Raw genomic sequence first — 15,180 nt, 5'->3', positions numbered from 1 at the left:
TTTAGGTTAGCCTAACCTAAGTTCGATCACAAATGAGGAAGGGCCCCGGCTGATGCCGGAGCCCTTCCTCAAATACCTTACAGACGCGCACAGTTGACTAGAGCTCGGACCCCGGGTCCTCGCTCGGCGCCTTCCCCGCGTACGCCTCGGCGAGCAGCTGCTCCTCGCTCGCGCCGAGCCTCCAGTAACCGGTGAACCGCACCGCACGCCGGTCGATGGAACGTTCCTGCACCAGGTGGCGGCGGACCGCCCTGACCGTCCCCGCCTCGCCCGCGAGCCAGGTGTACGGGGCTTCGGCGGTGGGCAGTTCCGCCGCGCGCAGCTCGGAGACCACCCGTTCGGCGCGTTCCGCCGCTCCCGCGCCCTTCTCGCGCACGATCCAGGTGATGTCCGTGTCCGCGAGGGTGTGCAGGCCGAGCCGGTCGTCGGCGTGCGGGACCTCGAACCAGGCCTTCACCCTGGTCCCGGCGGGCAGCCGCTCCAGGATCGCGGCGGCCGCCGGCAGGGCCGTCTCGTCCGCGTACATCAGCACCGCGCCGACGCCCTCCGGGCGCTGGAAGCGGACCGACTTGTTCTCCGCCACGGCCGGCCCGATCGCCATGATCCGGCGGCCGGTGACGGCCCGGCCCGCCCATCGGGAGGCCGGGGACCCCGCCGCGGAAGCGGCTGGTGTCGCAGTGCCGTGGAGGACGAAGTCGATGTCGACCTCGTCCGTCCCGTCGGCCGTACGCCGCTGCTCGCGCACGGTGTACGAGCGCATCACCGGGCGCTCCCCGTCCGGCATGGCCCGCCAGGCCCCGAACCAGGTGTCCTCGTCCGTGGAGGGGAGTTCGGCGTGCTCCTGGTCCCCGCACGGCAGGAAGAGGGAGAGGCTCTGGTCGTAGCCGCCCGAGCGGAAGTCCGCGAGGGACTCACCGCCGAAGGTCACGCGCAGGAACGAGTGGCCGAGGCGGCGCGTGCGCAGGACTTCGAGGGTGAAGAACCGGAAGTGCGCGGTCTCCGGGACGTCGGACGGGGCGTCGGTGCCGGACGTGGTGGCGGTCATGCGGAGGTCCCCCCTGGGTTACCGGGTCAGCCGAGCTTCTTGGCGTTCTGGATGGTCTTCGCGAGGTCCTCCAGGATCTGCGCGCACTTGTCGTACGAGTAGATCGGCTCGGTCACGCGCGGGGCGACCTGGCCGGCCTTGACCGCCGGGAGCTCGTTCCAGGTGGGCTTGGACTTCAGGGCCTCGGGCTGGAGGGCCACGCTGCGGTTGTCGAGCAGGACGACGTCGGCCTTGTACTTGCCGGCGTTCTCCCAGCTGAGGCTTTCGAAGAAGCCCTGCGGGTCCAGCTTGTCCTGCTCCGGGGTGACGAACTCGACGCCGAGGGACTCGAAGTACTTCAGGTCCGCCGAGGTCTTCGGGGTGGAGACGTAGAACATCTGGTCGGCGCCGGAGCCGACGAGGACCTTGACGCCCGGGTTGGCCTTGACGGCCTCGCGGACCTTGGCGGAGGCGGCCTCGAAGCGGGCCTTCGCGTCGGCGGTCTTCTTGGTGTTGAGGTCGGCGCCGAGGGACTTGGCGAGGTCCGCGGTGCGCTCCAGGGCCTTGTCCATGGACACCTTGTCGCCGACGCCGATGGCGGCGGCCGGGGCCAGCTTCAGGATCTTGTCCTTGGAGGCCTCGGGGACGTACCAGTAGGTGCCGTCCCAGGTGTTGGTGGCGAGGAGCTCGGGCCGGAGGGCCGCGTACTTCTCGACGTTGAACTCGTCGTAGACGTTGCCGAGGATCTCGACCTTGGAGATGTCCATCGAGCCGGCCATCGGGTCGGGCTTGCCGTCCGCCAGCTTGGTCGGGCCGAAGACGCCCTTGACCTGCACGCCGTAGTCGTACAGCGCGGCGGCGGTGCCGGTGTAGGCCACGATGTTCTTCGGCGTGGACTTGGCACTGGCCTCCTTGCCCAGGTCGTCCTTGAAGCTCCAGGCGCCCGACGCGGTGCTGCCGCCCTTGTCGCCCGCGCCGTCCTTGGCCTTGTCGCCGCCGCCGCACGCGGTGAGCGCCGCGACGAGGCCGAGGGCGCCGCCGGCCGCGATGAGACCGCGGCGGGAGAGGAGGGGGGAGCTGGGCTTGGGCATGTCGGTGTCCGCTTTCGTGCAGGCGCTGCGAGGGTAGGCCGTTCGGAGGGAAGGTTAGCCTAACCTTGGCCGAAAGCGGTAAGGCGCCCCTAACCTCGCCCGGGGAGGGGAGGTCGATACGTTGACGCACCGCCCGGGCCCGCGCCGGACACGCGAACGGCCCGCGCCGGACACGCGAACGGCCCGCGCCGGGGGCGCGGGCCGTCGTACGGGGGCGGTACTGCTGTCAGCCGGCGAAGCCCAGTTCGCGGGCGATGAGCATGCGCTGGACCTCGCTCGTGCCCTCGCCGATCTCCAGGATCTTGGAGTCCCGCCACATGCGGGCCACGGGGTACTCGTTCATGAACCCGTAGCCGCCGTGGATCTGCGTGGCGTCGCGCGCGTTGTCGACGGCGACCGTGGAGGAGTACAGCTTCGCGATCGCCGCCTCCTTCTTGAACGGCTCGCCCGCCACCAGCCGCGAGGCCGCGTCACGCCAGCCCAGGCGGGCCATGTGCGCGCGCATCTCCATGTCGGCGAGCTTGAACTGGATGGCCTGGTTGTCGCCGATCGCCTTCCCGAAGGCCTGCCGCTCCTTGGCGTACTTCACCGACTCGTCCACACAGCCCTGCGCCAGACCGGTGGCCAGCGCCGCGATGGCGATCCGGCCCTCGTCGAGGATCCGCAGGAACTGCGCGTAGCCGCGGCCCTCCTGGCCCACCAGGTTGGCGACCGGCACCCGGACCTCGTCGAAGGACAGCTCACGGGTGTCCGAGGAGTTCCAGCCGACCTTGGAGTAGGGCGCCGCCACCGTGAAGCCCGGGGTGCCGGACGGGACGATGATCGAGGAGATCTCCGGGCGGCCGTCCGCCTTGCGGCCGGTGACCGCGGTGACCGTGACCAGGCCGGTGATGTCCGTACCGGAGTTGGTGATGAAGCACTTGGAGCCGTTGATGACCCACTCGTCGCCGTCGCGGACGGCCGTGGTGCGGGTACCGCCCGCGTCACTGCCGGCCCCGGGCTCGGTCAGGCCGAACGCGCCGAGCACCTCGCCCGCGCACAGCTTCGGCAGCCACTCCCGCTTCTGCTCCTCCGTACCGAACAGGTAGATCGGCATGGCGCCCAGGGAGACGCCCGCCTCCAGGGTGATGGCCACCGAGGAGTCGACGCGGGCCAGCTCCTCCAGGGCGATGCCGAGCGCCAGGTAGTCGCCGCCCATGCCGCCGTACTCCTCCGGGAAGGGCAGGCCGAACAGGCCCATGCGGCCCATCTCGCGGACGATCTCGTACGGGAACTCGTGGCGCTCGTACAGGTCGCCGATCTTGGGCGCCACCACGTCGTGCGCGAACGCCTCGACGGTACGGCGGAGTTCCTCGTGCTCGGGGGTGAGCCGGTGGTCGAGGGGCATGGCTTCGTTACTCCTTGTGGGAGAGGGCGCGGACGGTACGGGAGGGGCTGGGACGGCCCAGCCGTTCGGCCATCCACACGCTCGTGGCGGTGAGGGCGGCCAGGTCGACCCCGGTCTCGATGCCGAGGCCGTCGAGCATCCACACCAGGTCCTCGGTGGCCAGGTTGCCGGTGGCGCTCTTCGCGTACGGGCAGCCGCCGAGGCCGCCGGCGGAGGCGTCGACCGTGGTCACGCCGTGCTGGAGCGCGGCGAGGGTGTTGGAGAGGGCCTGGCCGTAGGTGTCGTGGAAGTGCACGCCGATCCGGTCGGTGCCCACCCCTGCCGCGTTCAGCTCGCCCAGCAGTGCCTGGACGTGGCCGGGGGTGGCGACGCCGATCGTGTCGCCCAGGCTCAGCTCGTCACAGCCCAGCTCCAGCAGGGCCTTGGCGACGCGGACCACCTGGTGGACCGGGACCGCACCCTCCCAGGGGTCGCCGAAGCACATCGACAGATAGCCGCGCACGTGCGCCCCGGCCTCCTTGGCCCGGGCCACGACGGGCTCGAACATGGCGAGGGACTCGGCGACCGTACGGTTCAGGTTGCGCGCGGCGAAGGTCTCGGTGGCCGAGCCGAACACCGCGATGCGGGTGGCCCCCAGGGCGAGCGCGCGGTCGAGGCCGCGCTCGTTGGGCACCAGGACGGGCAGGTCCGCCGGGACGTCGGAGAGCAGGGGGAAGAGCTGCTCGGCGTCGGCCAGCTGCGGCACCCACTTGGGGTGGACGAAGCTGGTGGCCTCGACGGTGGTCAGGCCGGCGGCGGCCAGCCGGTGGATGAACTCGGCCTTCACCTCGGTGGGGACGGCCGTCTTCTCGTTCTGCAGTCCGTCGCGGGCGCCGACCTCGTGGATCCGCACCCGCGGCGGGAGCCCGGCGGGGGCCGGGACGATCATGGGCAGCCCGTTCACGCGCCCGCCTCCTCGTCGGTCTCGTCCGGTGTGATCACGGCCAGGACCTGGTCCATGGCCACGGTGGTGCCGGGGGTGACGTCGAGTTCGGTGACGGTGCCGGCGTGCGGGGCGGAGATGACGTGCTCCATCTTCATCGCCTCGACCACCAGCAGGCTCTGCCCGGCCGCCACCTTGTCCCCGACGGCCACCTTGACGACGGTGACGGTGCCGGGCATGGGGGCGGCGAGGGTGTCGGCCCCTGCGCCGGCCGCGCCCTTCGCGGTGACGGGGTCGTGGCGCTGGACGTGCCAGGAGTCTGCGTCGCGGCCGAGCCAGACCCCGTCCGGGGAGGTGGCGTGGGTGAAGTGGTGCGTTACGCCGTCCAGTTCGACCGTGAGGCGGTCGTGACCGAGCTCGATGACGCGGCCGCGGGCCGGTGCGCCGGGGCTCTGCCCCAGACCCCGCGCCTCAAGCGCCGGCGAGGCTGGATTTGGTGCGTCGTCGTCGGCTGAGTCCAGCAGGATCTCCTGCTCCGTGCCCCGCTGCCGGGTGCGGACCGTGACCGGGTCCTGGCCCGGGAGGCGGAAGTGGTGGACCGTCCAGGCCGGGGTGCCGCCCAGGCGCCAGCCGTTGGCGGCGGAGAACGGGTCCGCCCATCCGCCGGCAACCTCCAGCCCCGCCGGAGTTCGGGCCAACAGCGCAGCTGCGGCGTACACCTCGGCCGGGATCCCCTCCGGGAGGAGCCCGGACAGGTCCCGCTCCACCAGCCCCGTGTCCAGGTTCCCCGACACCACGTCCGGGTGGTCCAGCAGCCTGCGCAGGAACCCGGCGTTGGTCTGGACGCCCAGGATCACGGTGTCCGCGAGGGCGGCCCGCAGCATGCGCAGGGCCGTCGGGCGGTCGGGGCCGTGGACGATCACCTTCGACAGCATCGGGTCGTACGTCGACCCCGTGTCCACCCCGGCCGTCAGCCCGGAGTCCGTGCGCACCGCACCGCCCGACGGCTCGGACAGCGCCAGGACCGTACCGCCGGACGGGAGGAACCCGCGCGCCGGGTCCTCCGCGCAGACGCGGGCCTCGATGGCGTGACCGGTCAGGGTGACGTCCGCCTGCCCGAAGCCCAGTTCCGCCCCCGCGGCCACCCGCAGCTGCTGCTCCACCAGGTCCAGCCCGGTGATCAGTTCCGTGACCGGGTGCTCCACCTGGAGGCGGGTGTTCATCTCCATGAAGTAGTACGAGGAGGGGTCGCCGCCCGGCACGATGAACTCCACCGTGCCCGCGCCGACGTACCCGCAGGAGCGGGCCGCCTCCACGGCCGCCGCTCCCATCGCCGCCCGGATCTCCGGCGTCAGCAGGACGGAGGGGGCCTCCTCGATCACCTTCTGGTGGCGCCGCTGGAGGGAGCACTCGCGCTCGCCCAGGTGCACCACGTTCCCGTGGGCGTCGGCCAGCACCTGGATCTCGATGTGCCGGGGCCGGTCCACCCACCGCTCCACGAGCAGCGTGTCGTCGCCGAAGGAGGACCGGGCCTCGCGCCGCGCCGCCGCGATCTCGTCGGCCAGCAGCCCCGCGTCCCGGACCAGCCGCATGCCCTTGCCGCCGCCGCCCGCCGAGGGCTTCAGCAGCACCGGCATGCCGATCTCCTCGGCGGCCGCGACGAGTTCGGCGTCCGACAGACCGCTCCCCGAGGAGCCGGGGACGACCGGGACCCCGGCCGCCTTCACGGTCTCCTTGGCCCGGATCTTGTCGCCCATCAGGGAGATCGCCGAGGCCGGCGGCCCGATGAAGGCCAGGCCCGCCTCCGCGCAGGCGGCCGCGAAGGCCGCGTTCTCGGCGAGGAAGCCGTAGCCCGGGTGGACGGCCTCGGCCCCCGTGCGCCGGGCCGCGTCGAGCAGCTTCTCCACCGACAGGTAGCTCTCGGCGGCCGCCGCCGGGCCGATCCGGACGGCCGTGTCGGCCTCCCGTACGTGCCGCGCGTCCGCGTCGGCGTCGCTGAAGACGGCCACGGACCGGATCCCGAGCTCCCGCAGGGTGCGGATGACCCGTACGGCGATCTCGCCCCGGTTCGCCACCAGAACAGTGCTGAACATCTGTGAGGTCCTCACGTCACAAATCACGGGTCACATGCGGAAGATGCCGTAGCCGCGCTCGCCCAGCGGGGCGTTCGCGCACGCGGTCAGGGCCAGCCCCAGCACCTGCCGGGTCTCCAGGGGGTCGATGACCCCGTCGTCCCAGAGCCGCGCCGTGGCGTAGTAGGCGTTGCCCTGCTCCTCGTACTGAGCGCGGACCGGGGCCTTGAAGGCCTCCTCGTCCTCGGCGGGCCACTCCTGGCCCGCGCCCTCGATCTGGTCCCGCTTGACCGTGGCCAGGACGGAGGCGGCCTGCTCGCCGCCCATCACGGAGATCTTGGCGTTGGGCCACATCCACAGGAAGCGCGGCGAGTACGCCCGGCCGCACATCGAGTAGTTGCCCGCGCCGTACGAACCGCCGACGACCACCGTCAGCTTCGGGACCCGGGCGCAGGCCACGGCCGTGACCATCTTCGCGCCGTGCTTGGCGATGCCGCCGGCCTCGTAGTCGCGGCCGACCATGAAGCCGGAGATGTTCTGGAGGAAGAGGAGCGGGATGCCGCGCTGGTCGCACAGCTCGATGAAGTGGGCGCCCTTCTGCGCGGACTCGGAGAAGAGGATGCCGTTGTTGGCGATGATGCCGACCGGGTGGCCGTGGATCCGGGCGAAGCCGGTGACCAGGGTCTGCCCGAACTCCGCCTTGAACTCCTGGAAGCGGGAGCCGTCCACGACCCGGGCGATGATCTCGCGGGCGTCGTAGGGAGTGCGGGAGTCGACGGGGACCGCGCCGTACAGGCCGTACGGGTCCACCTTCGGCTCCTCGGCCGGCTCGACGGACCAGGGCAGGGCCGCGCGCTCGGGCAGGGTCGCCACGATGTTCCGGACGATCCGCAGCGCGTGCGCGTCGTCCTCCGCGAGGTGGTCGGTGACGCCGGAGGTCCGGGAGTGGACCTCGCCGCCGCCGAGCTCCTCGGCCGTGACCACCTCGCCGGTGGCGGCCTTCACCAGCGGCGGGCCGCCGAGGAAGATCGTGCCCTGGCCGCGCACGATGACGGCCTCGTCGCTCATCGCGGGGACGTACGCGCCGCCCGCCGTGCAGGAGCCGAGGACGGCGGCGATCTGCGGGATGCCGGCGCCGGACATACGGGCCTGGTTGTAGAAGATGCGGCCGAAGTGCTCCCGGTCCGGGAAGACCTCGTCCTGCATGGGCAGGAAGGCGCCGCCCGAGTCCACGAGGTACAGGCAGGGGAGCCGGTTCTCCAGCGCCACCTCCTGCGCCCGCAGGTGCTTCTTCACCGTCATCGGGTAGTACGTGCCGCCCTTGACGGTGGCGTCGTTGGCGACGATCACGCACTCCCGGCCGCTGACCCGGCCGATGCCCGCGATGACGCCGGCGGCCGGCGCCGCGCCCCCGTACATCCCCTCGGCGGCCAGCGGGGCCAGCTCCAGGAAGGGGGAACCGGGGTCGAGGAGGGTGTCCACGCGGTCGCGGGGCAGGAGCTTGCCGCGCGCGGTGTGCCGGGCGCGGGCCTTTTCGCCGCCGCCGAGACGGGCCGCTTCCAGCCGGGCGCGCAGGCCCTCGGAAAGCTCCCGGTGGGCGGCCTCATTGGTCCGCCAGGCGTCGGACGCCGGGTCCGCGGCGCTCGTCAGCACTGGTGCCTGCTGCATCGGTCGAGCTCCCTTGCTCGTACGTGCTGTGTTAATGACCGTTAACGCGTGTGGGTCACAGGTTAACGAGCGCTAACCGCCCTGTCTAGAATGGATTCCCATGAGCACCAGAGCTGCCACCCCGACCCGCCGCGAGCAGATCCTCCGCGAGGCCGCTCGTCTTTTCGCGGAGCGTGGCTTCCACGGCGTGGGCGTGGACGAGATAGGGGCCGCGGTCGGCATCAGCGGCCCCGGCCTCTACCGGCACTTCGCCGGCAAGGACGCGATGCTCGCCGAGCTGCTCGTGGGGATCAGCGAACGCCTGCTGACCGGCGGCCGGCGCCGGGTCGAGGAGGCCGCGGGCGACCCGCAGGCACTGCTCGCCTCCCTGGTCGAGGGCCACATCGACTTCGCGCTGGACGACCGCGCGCTGATCACCCTGCACGACCGGGAGCTCGACCGGCTGCGGGACGAGGACCGCAAGCTCGTACGGCAGCTCCAGCGCCAGTACGTCGAGCTGTGGGTCACCGTCGTACGGGAACTGCACCCCGAGGCCGGGGAGGCGGAGGTACGGGTCGCCGTGCACGCGGTCTTCGGCCTGCTGAACTCCACCCCGCACCTGGGCGCGCCCAGCCGCGGGGCGACGGAGTCGCTGCTGCGCAGGCTCGCGAACGGGGCCTTCGGGGCGCTGTCGGGGTGAAACGGCTCCGCGGCTTGAGGGAGGCTTGGCGGAACGGACGGATCCGGCCGCGCGACGGCAGAATGGACCGCATGCCGAAGCCGACAGAGCCCATAACGACCCCTCCGAGCCGAGCGGAACTCGTCGACCACCTGGTGCGCACCCGCATCGCCGGCCAGGTGGCCACCCCGCGCGAGAACAACCTGTCCCACTACCGCAAGCTCGCCAACGGCGACCGGCACTACTGGCTCGGCCTGGAACTGGGCGACCGCTGGGCGGACGAGCAGGACGTCCTGGCCGTGATGGCGGAGCGCGTCGGCGTGGTCGACGACCCGGCGCACCGGGCCGGCCAGGACACCATCGACCCGGAGCTGACGGTCGCGGGCCTCGACCGGATGGCGGCCCGGCTGCACAAGGCCGCGCTGGACCGGCAGAGCGTGCTGTTCGCCACCGGGCACCCGGGCGGGCTGCTGGACGTCCACCGGGCCACGGCCGACGCGCTGCGCGCCGCGGGCTGCGAGATCGTCCGCATTCCGGCGGGGCTCTTCGCCGACGAGGGTTCGGTGTGGCAGTTCGCCGACGTGGCGGTCCTGGAGCGGGGCGCCACGCTGTGGCACACGCACTCGCCGGCCCCGATGGCGGCCATCCTCGACGCCCTGGCGGGCGACGGACGCCCGCAGCCGGACCTGGTCGTCGCCGACCACGGCTGGGCGGGGTGCGCGGCGCAGCGGGGGCTGGACGCGGTGGGCTACGCGGACTGCAACGACCCGGCGCTGTTCCTCGCGGAGGCGGAGGGGACCCTCCAGGTGGCGGTGCCCCTGGACGACCACGTGCGCGACCCGCGCTTCTACGACCCGATGGTGGCGTACCTCCTGGCGGCGGCCGGGCTCCGGTAGGAGCCGGGTGCCCCCGGCCGGCGGGGCCTCCACGGCCCCGCCGGTGTTCGAGGCTACGGGCGCGGTACGCGGACCACGCCCTCCTGGATCACGGTGACCGCCAGCCGGCCGTCCTGGGTCCAGATGCGGGCCTGTCCCAGCCCCCGCCCGCCGTGCGACGTCGGCGAGTCCTGGTCGTACAGCAGCCACTCGTCCGCCCGCAGCGGCCGGTGGAACCACATCGCGTGGTCCAGCGAGGCCCCGACCACGTCCCCCACCGCCCAGCCGCCGCGCCCGTGCGCGAGCAGCACCGAGTCCAGCAGGGTCATGTCCGAGACGTACGTGGCCAGGCACGTGTGCAGCAGCGGGTCGGCGCTGTCGAGCTTGCCGGCCGTACGGAACCACACCTGCGAGCGCGGCTCCACCGGCTCGCCGATCGACCCCCACGGCGGCGTCGTCGCGTACCGCAGGTCCACCGCGCCGCGCGCCTCCAGCAGCCGCTCCACCGTGCCCGGGTCCCGGAACAGCTCCCGGTAGGCCGGCAGGGCCTCGGCGGCCGTCGGCAGGCTCTCCGGGTCGGGCGCGGAGGGCATCGGGACCTGGTGGTCGAGGCCCTCCTCGTACACCTGGAAGGAGGCCGACAGGTGGAAGATCGGCTGCCCGTGCTGCACGGCGACGACCCGCCGCGTGGTGAAGGAGCGCCCGTCGCGGATCCGGTCGACCGTGTAGACGATGGGCGCGCCCGGGTCGCCCGTACGCAGGAAGTACGAGTGGAGCGAGTGCGCCGTACGGTCCTCGGGCACGGTGCGGCCGGCCGCGACCAGCGCCTGGGCCGCGACCTGTCCGCCGAAGACGCGGGGGACCAGCGAAGGGCGGCTGGTCCCGCGGAAGATGTTCTCCTCGATCTGCTCCAGGTCGAGCAGATCGAGGAGTCCGGAGAGCGCCTCGTTCAAGGGGACTTACAGCCCCATCGACTTCGCGATGATCGACTTCATGACCTCGCTGGTGCCGCCGTAGATGCGGTTCACGCGGTTGTCGGCGTACAGGCGGGCGATCGGGTACTCGTTCATGTAGCCGTAGCCGCCGTGCAGCTGGAGGCACTTGTCGATGACGCGGTGCGCGACCTCGGTGCAGAACAGCTTCGCGGACGCGGCCTCGGCCGGGGTCAGCTCGCCGGCGTCCAGGGCCTCCAGGGCGCGGTCGGCGACGGCCTCGGCGGCGTCCACCTCGGCCTGGCAGGAGGCCAGTTCGAACTTGGTGTTCTGGAAGTGCGCGACCGGCTTGCCGAAGACGGTGCGGTCGGTCACGTACTGCTGCGCGAACCGGACGGCGGCCTTGGCCTGCGCGTACGCACCGAAGGCGATGCCCCAGCGCTCGGACGGCAGGTTGGCGCCGAGGTAGTAGAAGCCCTTGTTCTCCTCGCCGAGCAGGTCCTCGACCGGCACCTTCACGTCGACGAACGCCAGCTCGGCGGTGTCGGAGGTGCGCAGGCCGAGCTTGTCCAGCTTGCGGCCGATGGAGTAGCCCTCGGACTTGGTGTCCACGGCGAAGAGGGAGATGCCGAAGCGGCGGTCCTGCTCGCCGGGGGCGGAGGTGCGGGCGCAGACGATCACGCGGTCGGCGTGGACGCCACCGGTGATGAAGGTCTTGGAGCCGTTGAGGACGTAGTGCGTGCCGTCCTCGGAGAGCTTGGCGGTGGTCTTCATGCCCGCGACGTCGGAGCCGGTGCCCGGCTCGGTCATCGCGAGGGCCCACATCTCCTCACCGGAGACGAACTTCGGGAGGTAGCGCTTCTTCTGCTCGTCGGTGGCGAGCATCTTGATGTAGGGCAGGGCGAGCAGCACGTGCACGCCGGAACCGCCGAAGTTGACGCCCGCGCGGGAGGTCTCTTCGTACAGGACGGCCTCGAACTTGTGGGTGTCCAGGCCCGCGCCGCCGAACTCCTCGGGGACGTTGATGCCGAAGATGCCCAGCTCGCCGAGCTTGTAGTAGAAGTCGCGCGGCGCCTGGCCGGCCTGGAACCAGTCGTCGTAGACCGGGACGACCTCGGCCTCGATGAAGGCGCGGAGGGTCTCGCGGAACGCCTCGTGGTCCTCGTTGAAAACGGTACGGCGCACGGCCGGCTCCTCTCGGTGGCGGCGCGACGCCGCTTATGTCTAAGCGCTTGCTCATACCTAAGTTACCGGCGGGTTGTCGATCCTGTCCAGAGTCGGCCCTCCCCCGCTGAATCCTTTCGGGCCGCCCGCGCCTCTTATCCCCGTACCGACGGACGTCGGTGCACGACAGGACGTCGACATGGAGGTCGTCATGGTCATCGGTATCGCAATCGCCGTCGGCGCGGTGCTGCTCTGCACGTGCGTGTTCGCCCTCAAGCGCAAGCGCGGCGCACGTGGCTGAGACGGCCTGGCCCGGCGAACGGCTGATCCTCGCCGCGCAGGGGGGTGACGTCGCCTCGATCACCGCGCTGGTGTCGGGCTCGCACCCGAACGTGCGGCGCTTCGCCCACTCCCTGTGCGCGACACCGGAGGACGCCGAGGACGCGGCGCAGGAGGCCCTGATCATCCTGTACCGCAAGATCGGCATGCTGCGGGCCTCCGGCGCGCTGGCCTCGTGGATGTTCCGCATCGTCCGCAACGAGTGCCTGCGGCGCGCCCGGGCCGTCGTCCGCGACCGGGAGCACCCCCCGGTCCCGGACACCGCCGTGGACTCGGCCGAGGACGAGGCGCTGCGGCGCCTGGAGGCGGGCAGGGTGGCGGCGGCGGTCGCGGCCCTGCCGCCCGACCAGCGGCGGGTGCTCATCATGCGGGACATCCAGGGCCACAGCGGACGGATGGTCGCCGACGCGCTGGGCCTCAGCACGGCGGCGATGAAGTCCCGCCTCCACCGGGCCCGCGCGACGGTCCGGCACGCACTCCTGACCCCGACCGGAACCGGAGGAAACGATGCCCGTGACGAAGACTGACGGCCGTGACTTCGCCAGCGCCTCCCTGCCGCGGCACCTGGTGCGCGGTGTGCTGGGCTTCGGCTCGCTGGTGCTGGCCGTCGTCCTGTTGCCGTACGCGTGGCCGGTCAGCCTGGCCCTGTTGCCGGCCGGCCTGCTCGCCCTGCGCGGCTGCCCGATGTGCTGGGCGGTCGGCCTGATGCAGACCCTGTCCAGGGGCCGCCTGCGCCGCTCGTGCGAGGACGGGCGGTGCACGCTGACGCCGGCCCGGTGACGGGCCCTACTTGAGGGAGTTCACGAAGGAGACCCAGGCGGCGGCGGGGATCAGCAGGGCGGGCCCGGCGGGGTCCTTGGAGTCCCGGACGGGCACGACGGGGGTATGCCCGTCCAGGACCTCCAGGCAGCTGCCGTTCTCGTCTCCGCTGTACGAGGACTTGCGCCAGCCGCTCAGTGTTGAGCCGTCTCGGATGGTGTGCTCACCCATGCTGCTCGTGCTCCTTCCCGATTGCTCTCATGAACGCCAGCGACTCCCGTTGTGGGAGTGCATCCCCCAACGCCTGAGCGTATCTGGCCTGTAGGCGTTGAACCGCGACAGGAGAGTCCTGCACCTTACCCACGGAGAGACCCTCGGTGTAGGCGGCCGGAGGCTGATCCTCGAACCACATCAGCGAGAGCATGCCTTCCAGCAGTGGGTACAGTCCGAGGCTGATCGGGAGGACGTGCGTGCGTATGCGTCCCCGCTCTGTCAGGTTCACGATGTGCTGGATCTGTTCGGCCATCACCTTGTGCCCCCCGACGGGGCGCCGCAGTACGGCCTCGTCGATCAACGCCCACACCGTGGGCGTGACGGGATTGTCGAGGATCTTCGAGCGTTCGAGTCGCGTGACAACGTCCCTGTCACGTTCTTCGTCGCTCCTGGGAGGGACGCTCGCGCCGAGAACGGCGCGAGCGTACGCCTCGGTCTGAAGAATGCCCGGCACGTACGACAGGGCGAACTCGTGGATTTCCGTCGCCTGTTGTTCGAGGAGTCGAGCAGGTTCGAAATATTCGGCGACCGGAATTTCGTCCTGCGGCAGGAAGCTGCTCAGTACGTCGCCGGTGCCTAGAGCTCGGTCGAGTCGGACCGCGTCGTCGTGGGACGGGATCCGGCGACCCGCCTCGATGTGGGCGATGTGGCTGCGGGTCATCACGGCGTCGTCGGCCAGCTGTTGCTGCGTCAGACCCGCGGCCTTCCGCTGGGACCGCAACCAGTCCCCATAGATGTTGCTCATCGTCAACTCCCGTGTGACGGGGTCGAAGTCACGCTGATTGCCCTGGCGAGCCTACCGCTGGCGGTCTCACTGTGTGAGCGGATAGCTACACAACGAAGGGGCCGAAAATGGGGCACGAACAGGGGCGGCTGCTGCCGTGGGTCACCGCGGACGGGAAGCCGTGCTTCCTCGCCACCGACGGGCAGGGGTACCTCTCCCGCGTCGCGGACGACATGGAGCGCGTCCAGCTCGGCATGGCCGTCGAACTCCTCGGCCACGCCGACGACATGCTCGGCGACTACGGGGCCACCGCCGCCCAGCTGCGCTACCTCGGCCGCCGCATGGCCGAGTCGCTGCGGGACGTGCACCGGATCGCCGTCAGCCGAGGGGCTCGGATGGCCGATCCGGTGCCGGACTGATCCACCGCAGGGCGAACCACAGCTCCATCCGGGTGTCCGCGTCGTCCAGGTCGGCGTCGCCCAGCAGGGCCGCGCAACGGGTGATGCGCTGGCGGACCGTGTTCCGGTGGACGCCGAGTGCCGCCGCGCTGCGGTCCCAGCTGCCGTGGTGGGCCAGCCAGGCGCGCAGGGTCTCCCGGAGGGCGGGGGAGAGCGGGGCGAGGAGGGCTTCGGCGTGGGCGCGGGCCTCCGCTTCGCCGACCAGGCCCGTGATGCCGGGGTCGCTGTGGCGGGCCAGGGGGGTGCGGGACGCCTCGGCGCGGGCCAGGGCGCGGCGGGCCTGGGCCTCGGCGGCGGGCAGGGCGTCCGGTGCGGCCGGGGCGCTGACCCCGAGGCGCCAGCCGGGCTGCGGGCCGGGGTCCCGGTCGGTGAGGAGGCGTACGCCGTCTCCGCGCGGGTCCAGCAGTACGGTGCCCAGCGCCGCCGCCAGGGCCTGCGGGTCCCCGCCGCCCCGGGCGTGGACGGCGTACCAGGGGCCGGGGGTGAGGGCGGCGGCCGGGTCGCCGTCCAGCAGGAGACGGGTCAGCGCGGCCGCCTCCGCGCCGGCGGGGCCGCCGGCCGTGAGCAGGGTCAGCAGGACGGCGCCGACCGAGGCGATGGTGTGGTCGCCTGGGGCCCGGCCGGGGGTGGCCAGGGCAAGCACCTGCCCGCCGCCCACCGCATAGGCGGCCAGATGGGTGCCGCCGAGGCTGTCGGTGGCGGTGGCCGCGCTCCCCGGGGCCACCCGCAGGGCCAGCGCCGCCAGCGCCGCCCTCACCTCCTCACCGGGCTGCGCCCCGGCCGTGGCCCTGGCCGGGCGGAAGGCGGGGGCCGAGGCGGCTCCGGCCCCGGCGC

The 15,180-nt window shown here is 72.1% G+C and carries 16 protein-coding genes; 5 read left to right on the top strand and 11 right to left on the bottom strand.

Annotated features, from left to right (window positions below; all coding sequences use genetic code 11):
* Nucleotides 1-97: 97 nt before the first annotated feature.
* The 6 genes from AB0F18_RS23305 to AB0F18_RS23280 form a co-directional block, all read right to left on the bottom strand.
* Nucleotides 98-1,045: a siderophore-interacting protein gene (locus AB0F18_RS23305; protein ID WP_362063661.1), complete on the bottom strand. Its 948-nt coding sequence runs from the start codon at nt 1,043-1,045 to the stop codon at nt 98-100.
* 26 nt (nt 1,046-1,071) lie between these two features.
* On the bottom strand, nt 1,072-2,115 hold the full coding sequence (locus AB0F18_RS23300; RefSeq protein ID WP_362063659.1) for an ABC transporter substrate-binding protein: 1,044 nt from the start codon (nt 2,113-2,115) through the stop codon (nt 1,072-1,074).
* 226 nt (nt 2,116-2,341) lie between these two features.
* Nucleotides 2,342-3,502, bottom strand: a complete 1,161-nt coding sequence (locus tag AB0F18_RS23295) for an acyl-CoA dehydrogenase family protein (protein ID WP_362063657.1) — start codon at nt 3,500-3,502, stop codon at nt 2,342-2,344.
* 7 nt (nt 3,503-3,509) lie between these two features.
* Nucleotides 3,510-4,430, bottom strand: coding sequence for a hydroxymethylglutaryl-CoA lyase (locus AB0F18_RS23290; RefSeq protein ID WP_362063702.1), 921 nt, complete (start codon nt 4,428-4,430; stop codon nt 3,510-3,512).
* 11 nt (nt 4,431-4,441) lie between these two features.
* Entirely contained in the window at nt 4,442-6,517 is a 2,076-nt protein-coding gene (locus AB0F18_RS23285; RefSeq protein WP_362063655.1) for a biotin carboxylase N-terminal domain-containing protein, read from the bottom strand.
* A gap of 30 nt (nt 6,518-6,547) precedes the next feature.
* Nucleotides 6,548-8,164 carry a carboxyl transferase domain-containing protein gene (locus AB0F18_RS23280; protein WP_362063653.1) on the bottom strand — a complete coding sequence of 539 codons (1,617 nt, stop codon included), beginning with the start codon at nt 8,162-8,164 and terminating at the stop codon, nt 6,548-6,550.
* Between the two features lie 100 nt (nt 8,165-8,264).
* Here AB0F18_RS23280 and AB0F18_RS23275 point away from each other — a divergent pair, with 100 nt between their 5' ends.
* On the top strand, nt 8,265-8,843 hold the full coding sequence (locus tag AB0F18_RS23275; RefSeq protein WP_362063651.1) for a TetR/AcrR family transcriptional regulator: 579 nt from the start codon (nt 8,265-8,267) through the stop codon (nt 8,841-8,843).
* 62 nt (nt 8,844-8,905) lie between these two features.
* Nucleotides 8,906-9,718 carry a phosphatase gene (locus AB0F18_RS23270; RefSeq protein WP_362063649.1) on the top strand — a complete coding sequence of 271 codons (813 nt, stop codon included), beginning with the start codon at nt 8,906-8,908 and terminating at the stop codon, nt 9,716-9,718.
* A gap of 53 nt (nt 9,719-9,771) precedes the next feature.
* Here AB0F18_RS23270 and AB0F18_RS23265 read toward each other — a convergent pair whose 3' ends face one another.
* Nucleotides 9,772-10,650 (bottom strand): acyl-CoA thioesterase II, encoded by an 879-nt coding sequence (locus tag AB0F18_RS23265; RefSeq protein WP_362063647.1) that lies wholly within the window; start codon nt 10,648-10,650, stop codon nt 9,772-9,774.
* Between the two features lie 6 nt (nt 10,651-10,656).
* Nucleotides 10,657-11,814, bottom strand: a complete 1,158-nt coding sequence (locus tag AB0F18_RS23260; RefSeq protein WP_362063645.1) for an acyl-CoA dehydrogenase family protein — start codon at nt 11,812-11,814, stop codon at nt 10,657-10,659.
* A 272-nt stretch (nt 11,815-12,086) separates the two neighbouring features.
* Here AB0F18_RS23260 and AB0F18_RS23255 point away from each other — a divergent pair, with 272 nt between their 5' ends.
* Together AB0F18_RS23255 and AB0F18_RS23250 are read left to right on the top strand one after the other, a co-directional pair.
* Nucleotides 12,087-12,659, top strand: a complete 573-nt coding sequence (locus AB0F18_RS23255) for an RNA polymerase sigma factor (RefSeq protein ID WP_362063643.1) — start codon at nt 12,087-12,089, stop codon at nt 12,657-12,659.
* On the top strand, nt 12,646-12,912 hold the full coding sequence (locus tag AB0F18_RS23250) for a hypothetical protein (RefSeq protein WP_362063641.1): 267 nt from the start codon (nt 12,646-12,648) through the stop codon (nt 12,910-12,912). The genes AB0F18_RS23255 and AB0F18_RS23250 overlap by 14 nt, the downstream gene beginning before the upstream one ends.
* 6 nt (nt 12,913-12,918) lie before the next feature.
* On the opposite strand, the gene AB0F18_RS23245 is transcribed toward AB0F18_RS23250, so the two are convergent.
* Together AB0F18_RS23245 and AB0F18_RS23240 are read right to left on the bottom strand one after the other, a co-directional pair.
* Nucleotides 12,919-13,122 (bottom strand): DUF397 domain-containing protein, encoded by a 204-nt coding sequence (locus tag AB0F18_RS23245; RefSeq protein WP_362063639.1) that lies wholly within the window; start codon nt 13,120-13,122, stop codon nt 12,919-12,921.
* Nucleotides 13,115-13,909, bottom strand: coding sequence for a helix-turn-helix transcriptional regulator (locus AB0F18_RS23240; RefSeq protein ID WP_362063637.1), 795 nt, complete (start codon nt 13,907-13,909; stop codon nt 13,115-13,117). The genes AB0F18_RS23245 and AB0F18_RS23240 overlap by 8 nt, the downstream gene beginning before the upstream one ends.
* 107 nt (nt 13,910-14,016) lie before the next feature.
* Here AB0F18_RS23240 and AB0F18_RS23235 point away from each other — a divergent pair, with 107 nt between their 5' ends.
* Nucleotides 14,017-14,307 (top strand): hypothetical protein, encoded by a 291-nt coding sequence (locus tag AB0F18_RS23235; RefSeq protein WP_362063635.1) that lies wholly within the window; start codon nt 14,017-14,019, stop codon nt 14,305-14,307.
* Here AB0F18_RS23235 and AB0F18_RS23230 read toward each other — a convergent pair.
* The coding region (locus tag AB0F18_RS23230) for a helix-turn-helix domain-containing protein (RefSeq protein WP_362063633.1) at nt 14,267-15,180 on the bottom strand (914 nt) is incomplete at its 5' end. The genes AB0F18_RS23235 and AB0F18_RS23230 overlap by 41 nt on opposite strands.

This window comes from Streptomyces sp. NPDC029216, from assembly GCF_040648015.1.
In the GTDB taxonomy this organism is placed as follows: domain Bacteria; phylum Actinomycetota; class Actinomycetes; order Streptomycetales; family Streptomycetaceae; genus Streptomyces.
Note: the sequence above shows the minus strand (reverse complement) of the source record. Positions and strands in the feature narration are given on the sequence as shown.